At 45.4% G+C, this 24,209-nt stretch carries 12 protein-coding genes, 3 pseudogenes and 1 riboswitch; of the genes and pseudogenes, 6 read left to right on the plus strand and 9 right to left on the minus strand.

All coding sequences use genetic code 11. The features are described 5' to 3' along the window. Positions 1-74 precede the first annotated feature (74 nt). The 3 genes and pseudogenes from EXU30_RS07685 (at position 75) to EXU30_RS07695 (ending at position 4,581) form a co-directional block, all read left to right on the plus strand. On the plus strand, positions 75-1,109 hold the full coding sequence (locus tag EXU30_RS07685; RefSeq protein WP_130598869.1) for a methyltransferase: 1,035 nt from the start codon (positions 75-77) through the stop codon (positions 1,107-1,109). A gap of 204 nt (positions 1,110-1,313) precedes the next feature. Continuing rightward, a pseudogene (locus EXU30_RS07690) lies at positions 1,314-2,980 on the plus strand (DUF342 domain-containing protein). A gap of 446 nt (positions 2,981-3,426) precedes the next feature. Then, positions 3,427-4,581 (plus strand): site-2 protease family protein, encoded by a 1,155-nt coding sequence (locus tag EXU30_RS07695; RefSeq protein ID WP_130598871.1) that lies wholly within the window; start codon positions 3,427-3,429, stop codon positions 4,579-4,581. 75 nt (positions 4,582-4,656) lie between these two features. On the opposite strand, the pseudogene EXU30_RS07700 reads toward EXU30_RS07695, so the two are convergent. Both EXU30_RS07700 and lysC read right to left on the minus strand, forming a co-directional pair. Continuing rightward, positions 4,657-5,804: pseudogene (locus tag EXU30_RS07700) on the minus strand (succinylglutamate desuccinylase/aspartoacylase family protein). 47 nt (positions 5,805-5,851) lie between these two features. Continuing rightward, a pseudogene (gene lysC, locus EXU30_RS07705) lies at positions 5,852-7,146 on the minus strand (lysine-sensitive aspartokinase 3). 211 nt (positions 7,147-7,357) lie between these two features. After that, a riboswitch (Lysine riboswitch) is annotated at positions 7,358-7,533 on the minus strand. Positions 7,534-7,876: 343 nt separating this feature from the next. On the opposite strand from lysC, the gene EXU30_RS07710 reads away from it, so the two are divergent. Then, entirely contained in the window at positions 7,877-9,193 is a 1,317-nt protein-coding gene (locus EXU30_RS07710; RefSeq protein ID WP_130598873.1) for a phosphatase PAP2 family protein, read from the plus strand. 96 nt (positions 9,194-9,289) lie between these two features. Here the strand turns inward: EXU30_RS07710 and EXU30_RS07715 are convergent, their stop codons facing one another. Continuing rightward, positions 9,290-9,721: a DUF3293 domain-containing protein gene (locus EXU30_RS07715; protein WP_130598875.1), complete on the minus strand. Its 432-nt coding sequence runs from the start codon at positions 9,719-9,721 to the stop codon at positions 9,290-9,292. 647 nt (positions 9,722-10,368) lie between these two features. Between EXU30_RS07715 and arcA the strand changes: the two genes are divergently transcribed. Beyond that, the gene (gene arcA, locus EXU30_RS07720; RefSeq protein WP_130598877.1) at positions 10,369-11,085 is read left to right on the plus strand and encodes a two-component system response regulator ArcA; all 717 of its coding nucleotides are present in this window, start codon (positions 10,369-10,371) and stop codon (positions 11,083-11,085) included. A 486-nt stretch (positions 11,086-11,571) separates the two neighbouring features. On the opposite strand, the gene EXU30_RS07725 is transcribed toward arcA, so the two are convergent. Further along, positions 11,572-13,806 carry a S9 family peptidase gene (locus EXU30_RS07725; RefSeq protein WP_130603333.1) on the minus strand — a complete coding sequence of 745 codons (2,235 nt, stop codon included), beginning with the start codon at positions 13,804-13,806 and terminating at the stop codon, positions 11,572-11,574. A gap of 329 nt (positions 13,807-14,135) precedes the next feature. Between EXU30_RS07725 and EXU30_RS07730 the strand changes: the two genes are divergently transcribed. Beyond that, positions 14,136-15,128, plus strand: coding sequence for a class 1 fructose-bisphosphatase (locus EXU30_RS07730; protein ID WP_130598879.1), 993 nt, complete (start codon positions 14,136-14,138; stop codon positions 15,126-15,128). An 83-nt stretch (positions 15,129-15,211) separates the two neighbouring features. On the opposite strand, the gene EXU30_RS07735 is transcribed toward EXU30_RS07730, so the two are convergent. The 5 genes from EXU30_RS07735 to EXU30_RS07755 form a co-directional block, all read right to left on the minus strand. Continuing rightward, complete coding sequence (locus EXU30_RS07735; protein WP_130598881.1) at positions 15,212-16,039, minus strand: thioredoxin family protein; 828 nt, start codon at positions 16,037-16,039, stop codon at positions 15,212-15,214. Positions 16,040-16,211: 172 nt separating this feature from the next. Continuing rightward, positions 16,212-17,453: a dicarboxylate/amino acid:cation symporter gene (locus EXU30_RS07740; RefSeq protein ID WP_130598883.1), complete on the minus strand. Its 1,242-nt coding sequence runs from the start codon at positions 17,451-17,453 to the stop codon at positions 16,212-16,214. Between the two features lie 921 nt (positions 17,454-18,374). Beyond that, positions 18,375-19,595 carry a phosphoenolpyruvate carboxylase gene (locus EXU30_RS07745; RefSeq protein WP_130598885.1) on the minus strand — a complete coding sequence of 407 codons (1,221 nt, stop codon included), beginning with the start codon at positions 19,593-19,595 and terminating at the stop codon, positions 18,375-18,377. Next, positions 19,592-20,257, minus strand: coding sequence for a hypothetical protein (locus EXU30_RS07750; protein ID WP_130598887.1), 666 nt, complete (start codon positions 20,255-20,257; stop codon positions 19,592-19,594). Before EXU30_RS07750 ends, EXU30_RS07745 begins: the two co-directional genes overlap by 4 nt. Continuing rightward, positions 20,257-23,967 carry an ATP-binding protein gene (locus EXU30_RS07755; protein ID WP_130598889.1) on the minus strand — a complete coding sequence of 1,237 codons (3,711 nt, stop codon included), beginning with the start codon at positions 23,965-23,967 and terminating at the stop codon, positions 20,257-20,259. Before EXU30_RS07755 ends, EXU30_RS07750 begins: the two co-directional genes overlap by 1 nt. Positions 23,968-24,209 lie beyond the last annotated feature (242 nt).

Consider the following 24,209-nt stretch of genomic DNA (forward strand, 5'->3'; position numbering starts at 1 on the left):
CGGCTAAATTATGCTATTACACAAAGAAGGCTGCGGCCTTCTTTTAGTTTTTCACCATCAATGAGCTAAACACTGTGCTATCAAACCCATCTCAAGTGCTAATTCGTAACCTAGACTATGTGGAAAACGACAATGTATTAGTGCTCAATCATGAAGCTGATGATCTCGCTAAACAATTACTAGAGAGTGCGGCCAGTGTCGCTAGCCTAGCGTTAGACTTTAACCACTATCTCAAGCTAAATGCCACCAAAGCTGACAAACTTGAGTGCCACTTTGGTCATCAGCTGCCACAAGAGTTAAGTGATAAACAGTTTGATACTGTTATCGTCTATTTCCCAAAAGCCAAAGCGCTGTCAGGATATCTGCTTCAACTTGCCGCTCAGCACTTAAAAGCGCAAGGGCAGTTGTTGGTTGTCGGCGAAAATAAAGGTGGCATTAAGTCATTACCTAAACTTGCGCCTGATTACTTTTCCAAGCCGATTAAACGCGACAATGCTCGCCATTGCTTGTTGTTTAGTTCAATTCTCACAGCGCCCGCTACCAAGCTAAACATTGCCGACTGGACAAGCCAGTATCAACTTGCCACTCCTCAGGGAGAGCTGACTATTTGCAATACCGTTGGCACATTTAGCGACAAGAAACTTGATGCTGGCACGGAATTATTACTGGCGCACTTACCTAAGCTACACGGCAAAGTACTCGATTTTGGCTGCGGTGCAGGTGTGATAAGTGCCGCGCTACTCAAGTCACAACCTGAGCTACAAATTGACTGTATTGATATCAACGCCATGGCGCTGCTATCTTGTAAGCTCACCTTGGAAGCCAATGGCATGAGCGCCAATGTTTATCCATCCGATGGCTTTACCCATATCAAGGCTAAGTTTGATGGCATTATTTCAAACCCACCGTTTCATGATGGACTAAACGCCACAACTGACATTGCTAAAGATTTCGTCAAACGCAGTGCTTTGCAGCTTAACACTGGTGGATATTGGCAAATCGTTGCTAACCGTCACTTACCGTATGCAGATACTATCGCTCACTATTTTGGACAGTTCGATGTGCCTGCTGAGAACAACAAATACAAACTGTACACCTGCCACAAATAAGCCAAATTAACCAGATGAATCCTGTGAGATGCTGCATAAATATCCACAGGATTCATTTACTACACTACTGGCTAAACCCAAAAATATCCGCTAAATTGGTTGCCAACCTGATTCTGTAACAGTCATGCAACGCGAAAGCCCAAGTCCGATGCTAGCGTGCAGCATTTATCACTAAAACAATAATTAAAATAATCAAAGGCAACCATGTTAGAGACTACTGCTGTTAGTTTTAGTGGCGATAACACGCAAGTCGAACTTCGTCTTATCCCAAATACCCATGGCCCGGTTAGTGCTGAAGATATTGAGTCATTACTTAAGCAACCCGACTTCGCTATGCTGTTTCCTATTGTGCCCGCTATTAATAAAGCCGTATCAGAGGTGAACGCACTTTGCGGTCAAGACAGTGGTGTTCACGAGCTGTTTTTTGTTATTGCAGAACGTAAAGACGGACAAGTTGCTATTGAAATTAGTGACGATCACATGCATGCAAACATGACGATTACCTCAGCGTGGGGGGGCAAGAAGTCAGCCTCCCCACTGTGCTCACTACTTTAAAAGCCAATAAAGTCAAAATGGGTTTAAGCAAACCTAAAATCATGTCTTTAATGAAGCAGCTTGAGGTATTACCGCCAGGAGAAACCTGCACAGCCGAAATCGCCCACGGTAAGCCAGCCGTTAATGGCGAGAACGCCTACCTGACCCGTAAAGTCCCACTCGCCCGCGAGCGACTATTACAGCCGCAAGAGCGCGAAGATGGCACTGTAGATATGCGTAATCTTGGCGCGATGATCACCGTAAAACCTAATGATGTGTTAATGGTGAAAACCCCTGCTACAGAGGGCACTGCTGGCTATAACATCCATGGGGATATTTTAAATCAGGTGCCAGGTAAAGATGTCGAACTCACCCCTGGTGAAGGAACTTGTTTACAGCCCAATAACCCCAATATCTTGATCGCAAGCAAAGCCGGCCAACCGGTAGAAAACCGCAAAGGAATGCAGGTTGACGATACGCTCGAGATTAAAGAAGTTAACGTGCGCCACGGCCACGTTAACTTTAAAGGCAGCGTGCTGATCAAGGGCGACGTGCAAGAAGGTATGCAAGTAAAAGCCACTGGTGATGTCACAGTAATGGGATTTATCGATTCAGCTAGTATTGAGGCCGATGGTGATGTCATAGCCAGCAAGGGTGTGATTGGACGTCAAGCTGGCGAAGGAAAATTTACCACAAGCATCAAAGCTAAAGGACAAATCTGCGCCCAATTTGTGCAGTACTCACACCTTGAAGCTGATGGTGACATCCTGGTTACTAAGCAATTACTGCACAGTCATAGCATCAGCAAACAAACCATCACAGTTAGCGACCCCACTAAGCGCCGCGGCGATCTGGTCGGCGGCAGAGCTGAAGCGGCTAAAGGCATACGTGCCGTCGTATTTGGTGCCACAGCTGGCACTAAAACTGAACTTTATTGCGCCATGGATCAAAGCACGCTGAAAACTCATTTAAAAGAGCTCGATGAAAGCGTGAAAGCACTAGTCGTTGCAAGGCTTGATATTGAAGCCAGACTGCATAAGCTGCCACCTAAAAGTGAATGGCAAACCGATGCAGGCATGATTGAGCAAGTAAAAATGATGCTAGAGCAGAAAAAGCTCATCACGGAAGAGCAGCATAAAGAAGAACTTGAACATCAAACGCTGTTGAATGAAGTCGAAGGTTATTACAAGAACTATTTTATTCAAGCTAATAAACATATTTATACCAATGTAGAAATCCATTTAGGGCAAGCGCAGCAACGCACTCAGCGTGAACATGGCCCATGCGTGGTTCGAAACATCAACCAAGAGCTTAATTTCGATTACTCAACCAGCTAAATCACTCGCTTGGTAAAATGACGCGAGCCCCCCAATACACCAAGGCCAATCATCGATTGGCCTTTTTAATTTTCAGCCCTAAGCCACCTACTTCAGTAGGTGGTTATCATCGAATAGGCTTTGCCTTTAAATTCCAGTGTTCTTCAGTTCTGACTACTTTAGTAATTAGCTTACGTAGCAATGACATTTAAAGCTCGCAGCAAGCACATCCTGTGGGCTCGACGAAAACATCCATGTTTTCAACGGCTTTAAATGTCATCGCAACTGTATGCTTCAACTTTAGCTGGTTAGGCTATGCCCCTTTTAGGGGGCTCACACAAAGCCACCTTCTTTAGAAGGTGGTAATTTACAGGCTAACACTTACAACCAACTTGATATTTATTGCGTATCGATGCGGTTCTGGCACAATTCGCCCTAAGTTATAAAAGGTAAACACAGTCAGTTTTATGGAACTATTAAACATCGAATGTCTTGGCAAAAAACTGCGCCTTGAAGGCTCAATGGCCGGTTGGCAACAGCTGTTTTGGGACAATCAATTAGTATCGCAAATTGATGCCGCTTCCAGCAGTGATGGGCCATTGGTGCATCAGTTTGAGCTCAAAATGCAGCAAACACTGACAAAGTCGCAAGAAAGCATACAATCCACAGCACAAGATGATGCGCAAAGCGAAGTACAAAATATACAAACCATTCAGGTTGTACTGACCAATCAAGTCATTTGGCAGCCCTTTGACCTCAAATATCAGCTAAGCGTCAATGAGCAAATTGTCACAGAGGGACAACGCAATACCAAAGACATTGAGCAACAAACACCGGAAATCACACCGAAAAAGGTCAACAAACTGAGTTTGTTGGGGCTAGCTTCACTCGGATTTAAATTGCTTAAGTCGGCCAAAGTCGTGAAAGCCTTACTAGCCGGCGCCTCGTTAGCCGCCTATTCTTGGCTATTTTCAATCGAGTTCGCCTTAGCGCTAATTGCCTGCTTAGTGGTACACGAATACGGTCACGTAAAAGCCATGAAGCATTTTGGCATGAAGACCAAAGGTATCTACCTTATTCCATTTATGGGAGGACTTGCCCTCAGCGATGAGCGGATCAACACCCGCTGGCAAGACGTGGTGATATCGATTATGGGACCGACTTTTGGCCTATTTATGTCACTAATATGCATGGTGGCATTTTGGTTTACTGACAATATCTTTTTCGCCGGATTAGCCAGTTTTAATGCACTGCTTAACCTATTTAACTTGTTGCCTATCTTACCTCTTGATGGTGGTCACATACTAAAAAGCATAAGCTTTTCAATGAATTCAGTCATCGGCCTGGTAATTTGTATTATTGCGGCGCTAGCAGGCGTTGCCATTAGCTACACGTTTGGCTTAGCCCTGCTTGGATTCTTATTATTGATTGGTAGCTTAGAAATTGTGATGGAGTGGCAAACCCGCCACCAAAGCCATTTACTGCCATTAGATAGATACGGGCAAATTTTCTCTGCGGTTTGGTACATATTGACGGTCGCCGCCTTAGTTGGTGTTATCGCCTACTTTGCCAGCTACGGTGACGATATGCTTAGCTTACCGCTGCAAATTCTACGTAGCTAATAAACTGCACGATAATTATCAAAAATGGCGCATCTAATGCGCCATTTTTATACTCGAACTAGGCTGCCTCGCCAGCTAAAGCTCAAACACGTTGGTCATCACCTTATATAGCTCAGTACCTTGATGCACAGAGGCTGAGGCAAAGTGCAAAATAGGCACACAATCTACTGGCAAAGATACACTGGTGAGCGCATCCTCACGCCCGTAGCGCTCTACCCGTAAAAGCTGAGCTAATGGCTCACCTGCCGCTAACGGCTGACCAAGCTCCGCACAGTATTCCACCATACCTGACTGAGGTGCGTGCAGTTTACGGTAATCCTTGAGATAACAGCCAAAGCGTGGCATGTCAGCTGGTGCTACTTTTTCAGCTATTACGCCGCGATGGCTCAAATAAGCCAAAATTCCCAAAGCGTCTTGCTTGGCATCTGCAAGGTCTATCCGCTCCTGACTAGCAAGCTCTAATGTGAACGCAGAAATTGCTACACCATAGTCACTACTAAATTCACGCCCATGAGCTTTGGCCGCTTCAGCTAAACACCACCATGGGCAAAAAGCGGCTTCATCCATGGCGCCACCAAATTCGTTGGGAATAACCAGTGTATAGGGAATAGAGAAAAACCTTGCTGCTTGTTTGTCATACTCTGGCGCATAAAGGTGTTTGCAGGACTTTGGCCCTGTGTGTAAGTCGAGCACAATATCCGCTTGATGCGCCATTTTCTGCAAGGTCACTGCCAGGCGATGCCCCGTTGAAATGCCCCAGCTATTATTCAAGCGCTCGTCACAAGATTCTGTCAAACGCGCTTTGAAAGCACTAATTAACTCAACTTCTGATAAGTGTTGATGCGCCAAATACCACGCCTCAACATCGAACTTATGTTCCAGGTATTCACGGTTCCAATTTACCCCGGTAATAGGGTCGAAGCGCCCAAGGGTAAACTCACCACTTTTTTGATTAATCCCCAGCGGATTTGCCAGTGGTGCAAGCACTATTTTGCCTAACACTTGATACGACTCAAGTAGCTTGAGCAGTTGGTATATTACGGCATTCCCTGCACCTCGGCGCCGTGCACATTCGCTTGAATATACACACTGGGTGCAGGCGAAACGTCAACGCCACCTTGCGTTTCCGGAACTAAGCTAGGTTCAATGCAAAAAAGCGGCGCCGTTAATGCGTGACCTGTTGCCAACTCGCCCAAGTGTAGTGATGTTTGTTGTATATTCATCTAACCAATAACCTAAGGATTCATTTGCCCTGTGGACTAAGTGTGCTTTATTCAAATAGATTCTGATGTAGCGCATTAACCACATCAGCAGCTTCTGACTCTGACACCAACACACAAAGATTATGTGGGCTAGCACCCTGACAGATCATGCGCACATTATGCGGTTCTAGCACCTGAAATACTCGACTACAAATACCCGCTGTTGACGCAATTTGATTACCAATAATCGCAACTAACGCAAGCTTGTCTTCTACTCTTACGCGGCAATGCTGCGATAACTCTTGCAACAAAGACTCACTTAGCAGGCCTTGACCACTTGAGTCAGAGCCAGTTTTATCTAGGGTGAGTGACACATTTACTTCTGAAGTGGTGATCAAATCGACCGAAATCTTATGGCGAGCTAGCGTAGCAAAAGTCTCGGCTAAGAAGCCTTGAGCATGGAGCATTTGCAAGCTATGAAGATTAAGCAGAGTTTGATCGCGTCTAAGCGCTACTGCACGATACACTGGCGCATCTTCAATTTGATGGCGAATCCAAGTACCACCTTGCTCCGGCGCTTTACTTGAGCCAACAAACACCTGAATTCGCTGTCTAACCGCGGGTAAAATGGTAGCAGGATGCAGCACTTTAGCACCAAAGGTTGCCATTTCAGCAGCTTCGTTGAAGCTGATTTCCGCAATAGGGCGAGCATTAGGAGCAAGTCTAGGGTCAGTGGTATAGATGCCCGCAACATCAGTCCAAATCTCAACCGCATGCGCGTTAAGCGCTTCAGCTAGCAAGGCTGCAGAATAGTCACTGCCACCACGACCTAAAGTTGTGGTTTTACCTTGCTCGTCTGCACCAATAAACCCTTGGGTCACTATGATGTTATCGCTAAGTAGTGGCAGAAGCTTCGCCTTGGCAAGTGTCGCAATTTGCTCAATCTGTGGTTCAGCTTTTCCAAAATGACTATCGGTGCGCAACACCTGACGTACATCGAACGCCTGAGAAGGCTGATCTTTTTGTGCAATAACTGCCGAAAATAGAATAGATGAGCACTGCTCCCCGTCGACAGCAACTCATCCATAATCGCTTTACTGCGGTTAAGCAGTAAAGACTCACTGAGCACTGCCATTTGACTTAATACCTGATCAATCTGCGCGGTAACTTCTTGCGGGCGATCAAGGCTGTCAGCAATGGCATACTGCACCTTAGCAATATCTTTAAGCAGTGCTAGGCGGCGCTCGTCATTCACATTAGCCTGGGTTAGCTCCACCAGCAAGTTGGTGACACCACTTGACGCGCTCACCACAACCACACGGGTATTTGGATTAGCTAATACAATATCGGCGCAACGGCTCATCGCTTCGAAATCAGCAACAGAGGTACCGCCAAATTTGGCTACGACTAGATTTTCAACTTGATTAATTAAATTAGACACTAGCTAGCCTCCGCAACATTTGCAAAGCCAAGCGAATGATTTAGAAATAAATACATGATTACACTCCGAACTCACTACGTTCGAAGAGCCTGGTGCTAGGATAACGCACCCTTGAAGAAGGGAAACAGCAATCACCACCAGAAGCTCTCCACCAAAATACAGGTGACAATCGCCAGGATTCAGCCTAGACGCTCGATACAACGGATGCATCCCTTACGTTATATCTCGGCGTTAATCTCCCTCATAAGTCTTCATTGGAATGGTGCTTCCTCAAACTTACTACCTAGTTAACGCTCCTCTTCTGCGCCCCTCCAAGGAAGGGAAACGAAAAAGTACCAACTTTCACTTATTAAAGTCAACAGGCTCTAGTCAGATGAATAAAATTCATGCCCCAAAAAACTGTGACCAATAAGGCATTTAGTTGTAAAATAGCGATGCAAAACCGAAGGTTGTGCCATTAAGTGAAACGACTCGCAGCAATAACCTCTATGACTATTAACGAATAGTGCCCTAGTTACATGGGTAACCCTAAACAAAGTAAGTTTGATTTAGCCATAACAGTTATCCGCACGTTTCGACTTATTGAAAAATGCTGTTTTAGCCTATAGTTGGTTAAATAAAATGCAATAAGTACTCAAAGGACTGTAATTAAATGAAAGCTAAACTTAGCCTCACCTCAAGTGCGATTATTCTAAGCCTGACTTCAACAACAGCCGTGGCCAAGAGTGAAATTCTAGAAGGCCAATCGGGTACGATCTCTGAAATCGGTGACGTAGTGCAAATTGCCCTACCTGCGGGTGCGTTAATAGGTAGTTTATGGATTGGCGATAAAGAAGGTGCCTGGCAGTTAACTAAAGGCGTTGCAACTACTTCGTTAATCACCCACACCATGAAGTTTGGCTACGGCAGACTTCGCCCAGATGGCACTGAAAGCAATTCTTTCCCTTCAGGCCACACCTCAGCAGCATTCTCTGGCGCAGCATATATTCATCACAGATATGGCGATAAATGGGCACTACCTGCATACACTGCAGCAAGTTTTGTCGGCGCAAGTCGCTTATGGGCAAATCGTCACTTTATGGACGACGTACTTGCCGGTGGCTCAATTGCAGTAATGACCAGCCTTTACTTTACCGACCCTTATAATGCATCAGACCTTGTTGTTGTGCCTAGCTTTAGCGACGGCAACATGGGCTTAGCCGTAAGCTATACACCCGGTGCTAGCAAGAGCTTACCTAAGTACCAGCTAACTGATGATGGTTGGTCTGGCTCAGGAGCACAAAAAGAGTTCCACCGCAGCTACAGTCTATTTATTGGTGGCTTTGACACTAGCAACAACTTTATTCAAGAAAATGGTAGCCCAAGCTTCAATCTCACTGATTTTAGTCGAGAGAGTGAGCCAAATACCTATGCTGCAGCTGAGCTTGAATGGGGCGTCGCCAAAGACCAATATCTACTCTTTAGCTTTAACCCAATTGAGTCTCGCGACAAAACTACACTGGGCAAAGAGTTAAAATGGGCAGGTAAGTCATACTCTGCAGGAAGCGAAGTCATCTCAGCCTATAGTAACTGGTCTCTCACAGCTGATTATGTATTCGAGCTACTGAGCGATAGCGACTGGATTGTTGAACTTGGCGCCGGTGTAACTTTTGCTGCGCAAACTATCCGCTTGGATTACCCTGAAGGCAACAACCTAGGCGAAACGTCAGATCTGTTCGTTGCACCTGCGATTATCTTCAATGGTGGTTATAAGTTTACTGAGGAATTCTCTCTAGACTTGCGCTACCGCGCATCGGGTTTATCTCAATATACTAGCCAGGCCTACTCTGTAGGTGTGACCTATCAAATTAACGATCGCTGGAGCGCGTCATTATTTAGAGGCGTGTTAGAACAAGAGATTGATGGTGATGAGTATTATAACGATGCTGAATTCGATCATGGTGGCTTTGCAGTCACTTATGCTTTCTAGCAGCAAACCAGTCATATCTGTGTAACCGTACACAAGCGTAAAAAGGATGCCTTGGGCATCCTTTTTGGTCTTCCAGCGTCACTCGCTAGAATACGACTAATCAAAATCTGGTAGTTCATTCACCAAGCGCTGCCTTGATGAAAACTTCCCCATACACACTTCTGGTAAATTCGCATCTGCACACGCCAGCAAAGTCAGTTGCCCTTTATCAACATAGTAAATCGCTAACTGATTAAATTGCCTACCCAATTCTAAGGCTTGCGGCTTGTCGACAAACACCGCCCAACTTTTTTCTCTGTGGCTAAGATCAGGAGATGCGCCATAAAGGGCACGATAGGGTTGCTTAGTTTGCTGAATGGTTCGTTGTAATTTGCGATCAAGCAGTCGATTTTGACAAGAAGTTAATTTATTACCAAACGGGTTACATGCGGTAATAATCGCAAATGAAAATTGATCAGAAAGGCGCTGAGTGAGCAAAAAATGTGTACTTTGATAAGCTTGCCACAAGAAAGAATCCACAGTTTCCATAGTCAAAATCTAGTCAATTAAGCCGAATTGAGTGTAGCAGATAGATTTTAGTTCCGGTAGCGATGTGACGTCAGTCACAAGTTTAAAAATGTTAATTCCCTTTATAATCAGCGCCTTATTGTTTATTAACCTTTTGTGTACGGTATTTGGTGGAAATTTGTTAACATTTTATTTGTTAACAAATGCCTAAAACGAGTACAATAATCATCACTAGCTAATTGAACATTCAATCCACTTTGTCACCACACTTTAGCTGACACTTATGAATGATTTTAATAGAAGCTAAGTTTACACCTGTTTATGTCATGTTCTACATTTAGAGAAACATTAAACTAAATGAAATAAACAAGTTGCCGGGGAACTTTGTGCTTTTACAGGTTTCCAATGTGACGAGGTGTTAACCCAGAATTTATTCGCATGTATCCTTTTTTCGTCAACATAGATGTTGCTCATAGCAGACATGCGAATCACTGACTTATAAAAACCGAGCTGTCAGTGGCCAATGCGAGTGTTTAATATCAAGGCAGACACGCTTAAACACCAATAAATATGAAGATACGGCGCACTTATTTACAGGGAGCAAGTGACGCTTAGCCCTAGCAATTATGAAAGCTAGACTATGACTTTATTAATTTAGGTAATTTAATATGCAAAACCCGCACATTCTTATTGTTGAAGATGAAGCCGTAACTCGTAACACCCTGCGTAGCATTTTTGAAGCTGAAGGTTATGTTGTAGTTGAAGCAAACGACGGCGCTGAAATGCACAAAGCGATGCAAGAGAACAAAATCAACTTAGTAGTAATGGACATCAACCTACCTGGTAAGAATGGTCTACTACTAGCGCGTGAACTTCGTGAAATCAATAACATCGGCCTTATCTTCCTAACTGGTCGTGACAACGAAGTCGACAAGATCCTCGGTCTTGAAATCGGTGCTGATGACTACATCACTAAGCCATTCAACCCACGTGAACTAACCATCCGTGCTCGTAACCTATTAACTCGCGTTAACAGCACTGGTGCAGAAGCTGAAGAGAAAGGTAGCGTTGAATACTACCGCTTCAATGGTTGGAGCTTAGAAATCAACAGCCGTTCTCTAGTTAGCCCACAAGGTGAGTCTTACAAGCTACCACGCAGTGAATTCCGCGCGATGCTTCACTTTGTTGAGAATCCAGGCAAAATCTTAACTCGTGCTGACCTACTAATGAAGATGACTGGTCGCGAGCTTAAGCCGCACGACCGTACAGTTGACGTAACTATCCGTCGTATCCGTAAGCACTTCGAAAGCCTAGCGGACACGCCAGAAATCATCGCAACTATCCACGGTGAAGGCTACCGTTTCTGTGGTAACCTAGAAGATTAATACTTCTGAGCTAAGAGAAGACTAATTCTTCTAAGCGAAAAAATTTGAAAACCAGACCTCAGGGTCTGGTTTTTTTATGTTTGGCATCGGAGTCTTGTTTGAAAGTGCACAATTGTATAAAACACAGCACAAAGCTGCGTATTAATCTAGTCTCTCTAAACCTAGGGCGAGCTCGTGAACATTTATCACGTATTTTCCTGTGGGATTAATGAGCTTTGAGTAAGCAAGCCTCTTTAGCAGGGATGCTAAAGCGGAGCCCCTAACGTAACCATAGGGGATGATTTTACGGCATCTTGCGCAATCAAAGTTCATTAACTCTTAGTACATGATTGATAATCAATCACTCATACGCTAGCCCTGTCCATAACCCCCAGCTAACTTGCGACTGCCAATAGAAAATGCCAGATGATAGGCGACTATCCACACACTACAGGCAAAAGAAAGCCAGCACTGTGGCTGGCTCTCTCAGCTGAAGAATAAAACGAATTAGTTCTTCAATTGGCTATCTAGAAATGCCGCCAAAGACTTATATAAATGGTTACGCACTTTCTCACCGCGCATCGAGTGCTTAGAGCCAGGGTAATCCATCATTTGGAATAACTTACCGTCATCTTGCAGCGCTTTATACACACGGGTACTGTTTTCAAACAATACGTTGTCATCAGCCATACCGTGATACATCAACAAGCCAGACTTATAGCCGCCAACATAAGGCATCACGCTGCTGGCGTCATAACCAGCTTTGTTTGTTTCTGGGTGCCCCATATAACGCTCAGTGTAATGCGTATCATATAAACGCCAATCGGTTACTGGCGCACCGGAGATAGCCGCTTTAAAGTAATCTGGCGCTTTGAACTGACTCAATAATGCCATGTAACCACCATAGCTGTGACCATAAATAGCGATATTGTCACCATCAACAAAAGGTAAGCTGCGTAGGTAATCTACACCGACCTTTTGATCGCGCACCTCGGCTTCACCCATGTTTTGATAAATCACATATTCAAACTGAGTACCACGATTTGCTGAGCCGCGGTTATCTAGCTGAAATACCACATAGCCGTTTTGCAATAGATACTGACTAAAGTAATCAGCCTCACTCCAGCTGTTAGTTACGGTTTGCGCATGGGGGCCACCGTATACACGCACCAGCACAGGGTATTGCTTGGTTGAGTCAAAATCTGTTGGTTTAAATAAGCGGTATTGCAACGTCTGACCATCATCAGCACTCAACGTACCAAACTCAGGCATTTGCCAAAGACCGGCATGAGCATACAGCGGGTGTTCTTTATCCAATTGGTTTTGCTCAACCCAGGCGATATGTTGACCATTTTGCTGATGTAGGCTCACCTGTGGAGGTTGCATTAAGCTACTAAAATGATCGATATAAACTGGCTTGTTATGTGCAAATACTGCGTTGTGCATACCCGCACGAGACGACAGTTTTTCAATGCTATCTGCACCTTGCTTAAGGTTTACTCGATAAATATGGCGCTCTACGACACTGTCTTTACGGCCTGTGAAGTATACCCAGCCACTGGCTTCATCAACATACTCTAGGGCATCTACTGCCCAGTCACCTGTAGTCAATTGAGTAAGCTTGTTGCCATTGTCTTCAACTAGATAAAGGTGCTTAAAGCCACTGCGCTCAGAGCCCCAAATAAAGCCTGCTTGCTGCTTTAAGAAGTGTAAATCGTCATTGATGTTAACCCAGGCTTTGCTGCGCTCTTCAATCACCACCTGGGAGCTTTTACTGTCAAGATCAGCGATACGCAGATCTAACGCTTGCTGACTTCGATTTTGCCACTGGTAAGATAAATGTTTGCTATCTGGCAGCCACTTAACCCTTGGTAGATAAATGTCTTTATCTTTACCTAAGTCAATCCAATCAAGTTTATTAGAGCTTAGGTTAATCACCCCAAGCTCAATCTCGACATTAGCTTTACCAGCATAAGGGTAACGCTGCTCAGTAAGCTTAATGCCATCAGCGTAAATCTCATTACGGGTAACCAGCTCAACGCCTGATTCGTCAATACGAGTAAACGCAATCTTGGTTTCATCTGGCGACCACCAGTACCCTGTCATGCGATCCATTTCTTCCTGAGCCACAAACTCAGCCATGCCATATTTAATTGCACCGCCACCGTCCGTGGTTAACGCTTTAAGCTTGCCAGTCTCTAGCGACAAAAAGTAAATGTTCTGCTCGCGGATAAACGAAACATAATGGCCTTTTGGCGATAAACGCGCATCAGTCGCAAAGCCGTCACCAATATCAAGTTTGCGCACTTGATTATTTGCCACTTGATACAAATAAAGCTGCCCAGATGCTGGAATTAAAATCGCCTGACTGTCTTCAGACCAAAAGTACTCCATGATCCCCTGACCATAGATGCGCTGACGCTCTCGGCGGGCTTTTTCTTCATCGGACAACTCACCACTAGCTAGCTTGTCCGCATCAATCAGCACACTGCGCTCACCAGTGACAATATCTAGCTGCCACAGGTCATAAAAGCTTTGGTTATCATCGCGACCAGCAAGATAAGTGACTCGGCTACCATCTGGCGACATTTGCAAGCCACGAGGGCTGGCACCTGCAAGCGCTGGCGATTGATGAATACGCTCAATCGTTAATGGCGTATTATCGCCTGTAAGCGCAGTTAATGGTGCTGTAGTCGAATACTGGCTAGTTACACTAGATTGAGATTGAACAGATTGAGACATATCAAGACCCACCTTAGATTGAGATGGCGCAACTGAAGCACTCTGACACCCGCCCGTTAAAGCCAGTGCCACGGTCAAAGCGAGAGGTGTTAGCAGCTTGGTCTTAGCCTTCCCTCGTTTCCATGAAGTTATCATTATTATTCCTTGGCATAAGATTTTACGCAGTCAATCTACCTGAAAAGCGCAGGCTATTGCAAAAAGCCTTATCACAACGCTGAAATAGTCATCGTTTTGCGCTATTATCCGCGGCAATTATAAAAATTCGCTTTTGGGCAGTTCCTCAGCCTTTAAGCCCACGACCTTAACCCGACTAGTCTTAGGAAATATCCATGCAAAATTTGGCTCAAACCCTAACAGCTCAAGCTGTTAACGCCTCTTTAGCTGACTTACTACTTACTTTAGCTGACACCTCAAAAGCCATTAGCCAGGCTGTACGCCACGGCGCATTAGCTGGTGTATTGGGTGCCACTGAGCAAGAAAATGTTCAAGGTGAAACACAAAAGAAATTAGACGTGATCACTAACGACATGCTTAAAGATGCCCTAAAAGCAGCCGGCAACGTACGCGGTATTGCATCGGAAGAAGAAGACTATGTGGTTGAAGCCGACAAAGACGGCGAATACCTAGTTTGTTTTGACCCACTAGATGGCTCGTCAAACATTGATATCAACTCACTCGTTGGTACCATTTTCTCAGTATTGCCAGCGCCGCAAGGTGAGCTTACCGAGCAAAGCTTCCTGCAAAAAGGTCGCAACCAGGTTGCGGCAGGTTACGTACTTTACGGTCCGTCAACTATGATGGCATTAACCACAGGTAACGGCACTCAGTTCTATACCCTAGACCCTAAAACCGGTGAGTTTTTACTAACCGAAGAAAAAGTCGCAATTACTCCAGATACCGGTGAGTTTGCTATTAATATGTCGAACCAACGCTTCTGGGAAGCGCCAATGCAAACCTATATTGCAGATCTAGTGCTAGGTAAAATTGGCCCGCGTGAGCGCGCATTCAATATGCGTTGGATTGCCGCTATGGTTGGCGATGTGCACCGAGTATTATGCCGCGGCGGCATCTTCACCTACCCAACAGACAACAAGAATCCAAACAAACCATTCAAACTACGCTTAATGTACGAAGCGAACCCAATGGCATTGCTTGTTGAACAAGCTGGCGGTAAAGCATCGACGGGTTACGAAACTATTTTGGATATCGAGCCACAAGAAATTCACCAACGTGTGGCAGTGATCTTAGGTAGTGCTAACGAGGTTGATGTATGTCTTAGCTATCACGACCAAGACTACGCCGGTGAGCCTGAAGTCGAGTAATATTGAGCTTTACTCATTAGCACTTACAAATACTAAAACCGCCTCCATTGTGAGGCGGTTTTTTATTGTCTATTGCCAGTTGTCTACAGCCAACTAAATGCAGGATATTGAGGCAACACTAGCTCCTTGTTAGGGTTTGCAGCTAACTCCGCCTGTAGACGATATATGTCTTTTTGCAGTTGTACGCGGTACTTCCACACTTCTGTGGCAACCTTGGTTAGCTGTTTGTCATCTGCTTTACCAGCACGTACTTGCGCCCAAATTGGTCTTTGATAATCGTAAGCTTGTTTTAACTTATCGGTTTGTTGTGCGATAAACTCATCAAACTGTGCATTGGTTGTAGGTGCTTGCCAGGGCGCATCGCCAATACTTGCGAAATAACTCACGTACTCAGCTTGCGGCACACTATGGGCGCTTTGCCACTTAGATACACTGTTATAGTTGAGCACCTTATTTGTTTTAGGCTCAATTACGAGCACAGTTGGCGTACCAAAAATTGCTGGATAACCATATTGCTGCGCCACATGATGCAAGTCGTCAAAATAGGCTACATCGACTAGCTCAACCACAAAGCGCTGCGCCACTATTGCTTGCATTTCATCTGACGACAAGTTCGCAATAAAGCCTCGGCTGTCATGGCACCACTGTGCCCCCATCACTAACATCAGCAATTTATTGCTTTCAATCGCTTGCTGCTTGGCCGCATCGATATCTGCAAGATAATTGTTGTTCGCGGTAAATTGGTATTTGTCTAACGTGGTTGGCAGTGAATGGTCGCTGTGGTGCTCTTTGCTATGCTGATTTGAACTACAAGCACTTAACGCTAGTATCGACATTAATACCAAACCGACTGCTACCGCTTTTGACTTGAAAGGCTTTAACGATAAGTGCCTTAAGGCAACTAATTTCATTGAGATATCCTTATTCTTCGTTTTACCAATCGTAGGCTTCACTTCTCTATCAGTATCAAACTCATATAAAAGCAATAAAGCCTGCGAATGCAGGCCTTATTATGTTGTAACTCAAAGCGATAAACAATCTAGCTGTTATTCACTAAATGCTTAGCGAAAGCACCGTAAAACACTACTCACCATCTGCCACTTGGTGTGGTTTTTCCGTTTGGTCAACAATGGTTAGTACAGCTGTATCACCCACAACGTTACATGAGGTTAGGATCATATCGATTAAACGGTCTAACGCGGCAACGATGGCAAAGGCTTCTACTGGTAAACCCATTTGGTGGATAAGCACACCAATCATTACCATGCCGCCGCCAGGTACACCACCTGCACCAACTGAAAGCAAGAACACACTAAACAACAATGCTGGAATTTGCTCACCACTGATAGGCATTCCAAAGGCGTTTGCCACAAAGAAAATCGCAATAGTGATATAAATCGACACACCGCCCATATTCATGGTTGCCCCAAGTGGTACACCAAAACCTGCTACAGCGCGATTAACGCCAAGCTTGTCGGTTAGGGTACGCATGGTGACAGGAATGGTTGCGTTTGAGCTTGCAGTTGAAAGCGAGAATAAAATCTGCTCGCGGGTTTTCTCACGAAACTGCTTGGCACTCACCTGAGTGAAAAATGCCACAGCGTATGGATACACCACAAAAATCCACAGCAATAACAGCCCTAAAATAAGTACCAGATACTGCACCACGCTAACAAAGATTTCAGGCTCTAGTGTCGCACCCAGCTTGAACATCAAGGCAAACACACCAATTGGCGCCAGATTCATTACCACGCTAATCAGGCGCATCATAATGATATTGGCCGTTTTAAACCCTTTTACTGCACCGCTAGCAGCTTCGCCAAGTGATTTGATCACACCACCAAGTAGCAGCGCCATAAAGATAACTTGCAGCATATTGCCTGAGGTAAAGGCAGAGAATGGATTATTTGGCACAATATTGACGATCAGCGTCATCAGGTTTGGCAGCTCAGTGGCGGTAATTTCCACCCCGCCACTACTGCTCATATCAACACCTTTACCCGGCTCAATCAGCATAGCCACAGTAAATGCAGCAGTGATCGCCACTAAAGTATTGATGATATAAAAGCTAAAGGTTTTACCGCCAAGGCGACCAAAGCTCTTTAAATCTTGAAGCTCACAGACGCCACAAACGATACTGACAAATACCAGTGGCACCACCAGCATCATGATCATATTAACGAACATCTTACCGATGCCGCTGGCAATATTGACTAAGGTTTCAGAAAAGAAGGCTATATCGTTAAGTGCAAATTGCACCAAACTTCCCAGCATAACGCCCAAAAACAAGCCGATAAAAATTCGAGTCGATAACGCGTTTTTCATTGTTTTGGATTCCCCAAATACCGGCTTAAGCCAGCTTATTATGTTTGTGTCACTCAACCTTTACTCAAAAATGCACCTGGCGCTTGTCCTAAGCTGCACTAATTCTGAGGAGCGTTAATCCATAACAGCATCGAGAGCAAAAGCGATGAATGACCAAGGATACTGAAACAAAGATTTTGATAATTCAATCGTTAATAACTGATTACTTGAAGCTGAAAGTGTAACCACAACCGTAAAAACCAATAAAACATTGATTTTATTAAAAATTAAATCAAACCATTATGTTGTGCGATATTTTCATTAGATTTAGGCTCCACACGCAGCAGAAATATCTACCAACTACTAGTTAATCCAAAGATCAACCCAGCAAATTTTGAACAATGAGATAAAGCTGTTACAGCTGTGCTAGCAAGGAAGATATAGTTCGCACTATTAGAGTTACTCAGATGCAAACAAAGCGAGTCAGTGTTGTGAGAGAAACGTAAACACCCAGTTATTGCCAACAAGTTCTAGTCAATACTTCCAAGTAAATTACACCTTATGAAGAAGATGGATTTGCGCAACTTCTCTAAAGGAGGCTTAGTCTAACCAGCTAGAGATATAGCTTAGAGTTCAATGACATTTAAAGCCGTTGAAAACAGGGATGTTTTCGTCGAGCCCACAGGATGTGCTTGCTGCGTGCTTTAAATGTCATTGCAACGTCAGCTAACTATTTTAGGTGTCAGATGTGAAGGACATTAGAATTTGTAGACAAACCCTGAACAAATCCCCCAAACTGAAGTAGGTGGTTTAGAGGGAAAATTAAAAAGGCCGCACTCACTATCAGTGATAGCATGAGTGCGGCCTAAGGTATGGCTTGATGTAAATCTGGTAACAACTAATTCAGGGTCGACGTATAAAAAGTGCTTAGCTAACCCTTCTTTACGCTAACCAAAGCTCAACATCGTGAATGATGAAGTTGCCGTCATAAACCGGATGCGGCTCGCCTTTGGCTTCGAGTTCAAAATATTGCTTGTGTTCGGCTGGCAGGCCTTCGTAACCACCAATCACCTGATAGATCCAGCTTTCGCTGTCCCAAGGTAATTGCTTGTCGTTTAAATACTCCAATGCTGACTGCGCCTTGCCTGAGTCAATGATCGAGCAGAAATACTCATCCACAGCCTGTTTCAATGGGTTATCTGGAATGGCGAAGTCCTCAGCGCCATCTAGCGAAATCGCCATATCGGTTTCACGCACTTTCACCGTAGACTCATCACGATTGATGGTCTTAATGCGCGACACCATATCCATCAGCTCTAATTCGTGCTGAGGGTTATGCACATCTACGTGAGCAGGAGCTAGCAGCGACTCGGCATAGTTAAACAGGGTAGGAACTTGCTTATGGGCGACATGATCGCTGACCTGGTAATCTGGGTGTAAATCGGTATGTAGCAACCAACCTTTAAGCAACTTAGTGCGGCCTTGAATTTGCCTAAAGCGGCCAAGTAGCTCAAATAAACGCGCCTGCACCACACTGAGTTCTTGGGTACATTGGCTCAAGGTTTCTTGCAAGCTGGTGACTAGCAGGCGGCGTAAATCACGTACATCGCCAGCAATTTCAGCCAGTTCACTAAACTGGAACATCTCCAGGCCATTTAGCAGCTCAGTAACCTGACTTTGGGCTAACTCGTTTTCACGAATTTTGGCGCTAATGCTACCCACATAACCAAACTCGTTGTTAATCCGCCCCCAAAGGACACGAATCGAGTAACGCAGGCTATCAGTAAAGCTATAAACATGTTCGCTAAGGTCGGCAAGGTAGGCCTCACTGGCACTGTAATCACTATTAAAACGGGCTTCTTTATAGTGATTCGCCAGCGTCTTAATTGTGGCGAGCGATGAGCCGACATTAGAGTCAATTTGGCGGTTACGCTCATCACTTAACGCTTCTTCTAATACTGCTCTAACCGAGCGCTTTAGACGTAAATCTTGGTCGGCCTCAGGGCGCCACAAAATGCCGCTTTTACGCAGTTTTTCAATGGTTTTCTCATCGTGCTGAGTTTCATTAACTGAGCCCGACAAATACACATCCATGACCACATCTGCATGACGGCCAAGCTGCCTAAGTAACTTGACCCCAGCAGCGTGCAAGTTGCTACTCATAGTAAGTCCCTTTGACTGGCAGTTTCGGCTTGCGCTTCAAGGTTTAAGCCTTCGGTTTCATCGATAAAGCGAATCACCTCATATAAGTAATCAATCTTACCCGTGGCTATGTATAACTGCTTTTCAGCGTTAGGTTTAGTTAAAAAACCAAGCTCTAATAGACGCTTGAATACCAGCTTTAGCTGACCATCACTTGAGCTTGAGCTTGAACCAAACAAACGGTAACTGGCTAGCTTGGCGAGCTGCTCGCTAAATGCTGGGGTATCTTCAATTTGTGCTTGTAGATCGGTTAAGCGAATTGGCATGCCCTCACGTAGTGGCTCGTCTTGGCCATTGGCTTCTTGCACCAACACTAGCCACTCAACCAACGGGATCAACGCTGAGCAGATCTCTTTAAACTGGCTTGAAATTACCTGTCTTTCCGCATCGCCAAGTTGCAGATAACCACAAAAGAACACATCGCCCTCGCCTGCGCTGCACACGGTGCGATTAATTTGATTCAGGTATTGCTCTACTCGCTCACGGGTTTGCGGGCTTTTTAGGGCACGCCAGCCATCTTCGTTAGTAACCTGACAAATAAACTCGCCTTTAAGCAGCTGTTCAATTAACACGCCTGTACCGACTAATACGGAGTCTGATGACGTTGAGTTAAGTTGCGACATTATGCCATCTCCTCGTTAGTTGATTGTGGTTGCTTGGCTTGTTGATGGGCGGCTAAACGCTCTGCAAGCGGGTTAGATTTAGATTTCACCACCTGCAGTTTACGAGTTTGCTTATTAATAATGTAACGGTTGGCAAACAGGCTTAATACTTCTGACTCAGGGTTCGGGAAAGCGCCTAACACACTGATGTCATTGTTCTCACAGGCATCAAAAATCTTCTTCACGTTACCGTGGTGCAGCGTGCCTAGCTCATCGATTGGCCAGTGAATGGTAACATCGGCCTTGCCGCGCAGTAGGCGGGTAAAGGCGAGCAAGAACTTACATAAAATCAGGTAAGCCATACCATGACTCGATGATTCATTGAGCTGGCGGTCGGTGCGAATAACTAAGTCGCTATTGCCCTCTTTAAGGCGCAGCTCAATTTCTAACAGCTTAGCAATGCCACCTGTTAGCGCGGCGCGGCCGATAATCTCCAATGCCCGGCGCATGCTATTGGTGTAGTTCTCATCTGGCAACGCGCTAAAGCTGTCGGCTTTCCAGGCCTGGAAGGCTTTGACAAAAACTTCTAGCTCAGGCCAGAACTCTAACTCACTGATGCGCGAGCGAATTTTAACTGCAGATTCGGACACGCCATCAAGGAATAACTCTTCGCCCACTTCACGGGTAATACGTGCGCTTTGGCTGGCAATGCGGCGGTCAATATCAGCAAGTACGTCGTAGAATGCGGTTAAGTCGACGCCGAAAATGCGCCCTTGCTCTTTAATCGCCATAATCGACTGCGGCACCATCACGTTGAGCAATTGGTCAAGCTGCGGCACTAGCTTGCGATAATCTAAGATGCGAATGCCTTTGTCATTGGTAAAGCTCGACTCTTCGCGGGCTCGTTCCCAAAACTCTGCCAAGCTCGAACCAGACTTGCTGGCAATCACGCTGTCAAAGTGCTCAACGTATTGCTTGACTGAGCCAAGTAGATAGTCTCGTTTGAGGAGTAAATCTTCACCTTGACGCAAGCGCTCACCAATACCGCCACTGGCTTGCTCATCTGCTTTTGGTAGCTTCAGCTCGGCCAGTTTACGCATCACTGCACGTAACTTAGTGAGGTTTTCAGAGGCTTCAATTTGCGCGGCATCGCACAACTTACGGGCGGCTTCTAACTCATTGCGACGAGTTTTAACTTCTGTAGTTTTTTGCTTTAACTGCTGGTCAAGCTCAAGGGCTGCGCGTTTAACCTCGGCAAGTTGTGTTTGCAAGGTTGGCTTACGCTGCAGCCAAGTGTGTTGATACCAGTCATCATAACGCAGCACTTCACTGCGGCGCTGCTCAGCATGACTAATCTTGCCCTCAAGCTCACGAATTTGCTGCTTAAGCGCGATAATCTTATCTTCATCAACCCCGCGAGATTTAAGCTCGTCCTTATACCAGGTTTCACAAGCCTTTTGCTCTTGCTTGGCGTGTTGGCGGCGCTGGTCAATATTGGCTTTGATTTGCCCTAATTGATTATCAATGGCGCCAATCACTTCTTGCCAGTAGGCGTTTTTCTCCATCTTGGCTTCAAGGGCTTGCTCTTGCTGCTCTTCAAGCCAGTTTTGATGCTGATTAACTAATTGCTTTAACTCGTTATCGATGCGCGTTAAGCCTTTGCTGGCCTGAGTTTTACGTTCGGCAAGGGCGGCATTAATCGCTTGCTGCTCATTGCGCTTTTCTTCAAATAAGCGGCGCACATCTTCGCGGCTATTCTTATACGCAGTGCGGGCAAAAGTCAGCTCGCGAACAATCTTATCAAGCGCATCATTCATGCTAATAAGTTGCTGCTCAGCCTCAGCTTTGGCTTCTTGTGCGGTCTTGAGTACATCTTGCGCTTTATCAAGGGCGATACGCAGATCTTGCTCAGACTGGGCATAATCAGGCAGGTCGATAGCGGCTAAATCTAGGTTAACGCCAAACAGCGAGCTTGCATCAGCTGCTTGCTCACTCGCGGCTAAGCTTGGGTGTAAGTCGCTGCGGTGCAGTAGCTCAGGGGCAATCACTTTACCGAAGGTTTGCTCCCAGCCATCGGCCTCTTTACGCAAAAACTCAAGTAGGGTGTGCGATTGTGGGAACAGCATATGTTCCAACTCTTCTTTGGCTTGCTCGGCTTCATTTACGCGAATGCCGGTTAAGCGCAGCGCTTCATTAGCCTGCTCGCGAAGACGTCTTTGTTTGGCTTCTTCTTTGGTCAGGCGCTCTACTTGAGCGTTACACGCCTCTTGCTCATCATCGGCATTGGCAATACGCTCATCGAAAATGGCTAAACGGGTTTTCTCATCTTCTGTGTAGGTGACACTATTCACCTGATGATTAAGCTCAACGCGCTGCAGTTTAAGTTGATGTTGCTGCTCAGTAAACTTAGCTTTACCTGCATCGGTTTGCTCACGCCATTGCTGCTCTAATTTGGCTAAATCATCGCTAGCTAGCTCGCGCTGCTCATCACGCTTTTCACGCTGAGCGTCTTGTTCTTTGTGCAGTTTATCTAGCTCGCGCGCTAACTGCTCACCAATTTTGCTGCGACGGGCATTGTATGCAGCTTCAATATCCTGGTGTTTCTCGGTTTGTAGTTTGTGACGCTCTTGCAAGCTTTCAACATCACTGCGCCAACTTGGCAGACTGTCTAAATCCGCTTTTGCTTGCTCAATATCGGCATCTAAAAAGGCTGCGTGTTTGTCTTCAATGGCATCAAGTTCTTGCTCATAGCTTTGCACAGCGCCGTTAGCGGCTGAAATTTCCTGATTTAACTCATCACGGATTTCTTTCCATTCGCTATCAAGATCAGCAAGTTGGCTGTTGATGGCTTTAGCTTCGGCTTGGTTATCTTCCTGTCGCTTAGCTTCAATGGTTTCATCCGCTTTATAACCTTCGGACAAGCTAGCAAGACGCAGCTCGGCGCTAAGCAGTTGGTCAAACTCTAGCGATAGCTTTTCATACTCTGGGCGAATTTGCTCAAATCCTTGCACTAATTGGCTTTCACGGATCCAGGCCTCAACTTTTTGCGGATTTATACGTGACGCAGGCGGGTTCACACCATCTTCTTCCAAAATGGCGGCAATCATGGATTTTACGGTTTCCATCTTGCCTTCTTTTGAGTGCACCGCTTTTGCCAGTTTTTCAATGTGTCTTAGGCTATGCTCGGCTTCGCACAAAGAGAACTGGCGAGCATAACCGCGTAGTTCGCTGCGATTACCACCAGTAGATAGTAAGCTGCGATCATTTTGGATGATCGCTCTAAACTCACGAGTATTCAAAAGGTTAGTATGAGGGATTTTTTTGCGGCGCATGTCACGACCAAGATCGGCCATCGAATGACACACTATAGTGTCGCCATTACGGCTTTTGATGTAATCGTCTAGCTCAAAGCCCTGGGCGATAAAACGATAGTTAACCCCTTTACCATCACCAGCTGATGACAATACCGCTTGGTACAGCAAACCATCCTGCTTTTGATACTCATAAATGATGTAGCTTGAGTCGTGAGGTAGATACCAACGCTCGAAACTGTCGCGGGTTGATGGCACAACGCGACTTGGATATTCACCATAAAATACTGGCACCAGGCGTTGCAACGTGGTTTTACCCGAAGCGTTAGTACCACAAATATTGGTGTGACCGTCAAGGGCGAGTTCAACAACACCCGGCAGGTGGGTGTTAATTAGAATAATTCGTTTCAAGCTTGGCATGAGAGTCCTTTGCAAACAGAGCTTATACCAATCAGCACAAGTATATGGGCATTGTTATTTATCCCGATCGGTATTAATGCGCGTGTAAACCGCGTTTAGATTGGCATTAAGTTAAATCAAACCACTTGGGTTCGCAATTAGTTGCGCGATGATACGCTAGTTTGCTCACGAATAATGGACAACAAAGCAGCAGTTGGTGAGTTGCGAGGAATCAAGCCTCAATCTTGGGCTACAAACTTTCT

It is taken from the genome of Shewanella maritima (assembly GCF_004295345.1).
In the GTDB taxonomy this organism is placed as follows: Bacteria; Pseudomonadota; Gammaproteobacteria; order Enterobacterales; family Shewanellaceae; genus Shewanella; species Shewanella maritima.

What these genes read in the sequence shown, in the direction of transcription:
- EXU30_RS07755 (WP_130598889.1), bottom strand. Translation starts at nt 23,967, where the DNA reads ATGCCAAGCTTGAAACGAATTATTCTAATTAACACCCACCTGCCGGGT.
- EXU30_RS07710 (WP_130598873.1), top strand. Translation starts at nt 7,877, where the DNA reads ATGAAAGCTAAACTTAGCCTCACCTCAAGTGCGATTATTCTAAGCCTG.
- arcA (WP_130598877.1), top strand. Translation starts at nt 10,369, where the DNA reads ATGCAAAACCCGCACATTCTTATTGTTGAAGATGAAGCCGTAACTCGT.
- EXU30_RS07740 (WP_130598883.1), bottom strand. Translation starts at nt 17,453, where the DNA reads ATGAAAAACGCGTTATCGACTCGAATTTTTATCGGCTTGTTTTTGGGC.
- EXU30_RS07750 (WP_130598887.1), bottom strand. Translation starts at nt 20,257, where the DNA reads ATGTCGCAACTTAACTCAACGTCATCAGACTCCGTATTAGTCGGTACA.
- EXU30_RS07715 (WP_130598875.1), bottom strand. Translation starts at nt 9,721, where the DNA reads ATGGAAACTGTGGATTCTTTCTTGTGGCAAGCTTATCAAAGTACACAT.
- EXU30_RS07735 (WP_130598881.1), bottom strand. Translation starts at nt 16,039, where the DNA reads ATGAAATTAGTTGCCTTAAGGCACTTATCGTTAAAGCCTTTCAAGTCA.
- EXU30_RS07695 (WP_130598871.1), top strand. Translation starts at nt 3,427, where the DNA reads ATGGAACTATTAAACATCGAATGTCTTGGCAAAAAACTGCGCCTTGAA.
- EXU30_RS07730 (WP_130598879.1), top strand. Translation starts at nt 14,136, where the DNA reads ATGCAAAATTTGGCTCAAACCCTAACAGCTCAAGCTGTTAACGCCTCT.
- EXU30_RS07725 (WP_130603333.1), bottom strand. Translation starts at nt 13,806, where the DNA reads ATGTCTCAATCTGTTCAATCTCAATCTAGTGTAACTAGCCAGTATTCG.
- EXU30_RS07745 (WP_130598885.1), bottom strand. Translation starts at nt 19,595, where the DNA reads ATGAGTAGCAACTTGCACGCTGCTGGGGTCAAGTTACTTAGGCAGCTT.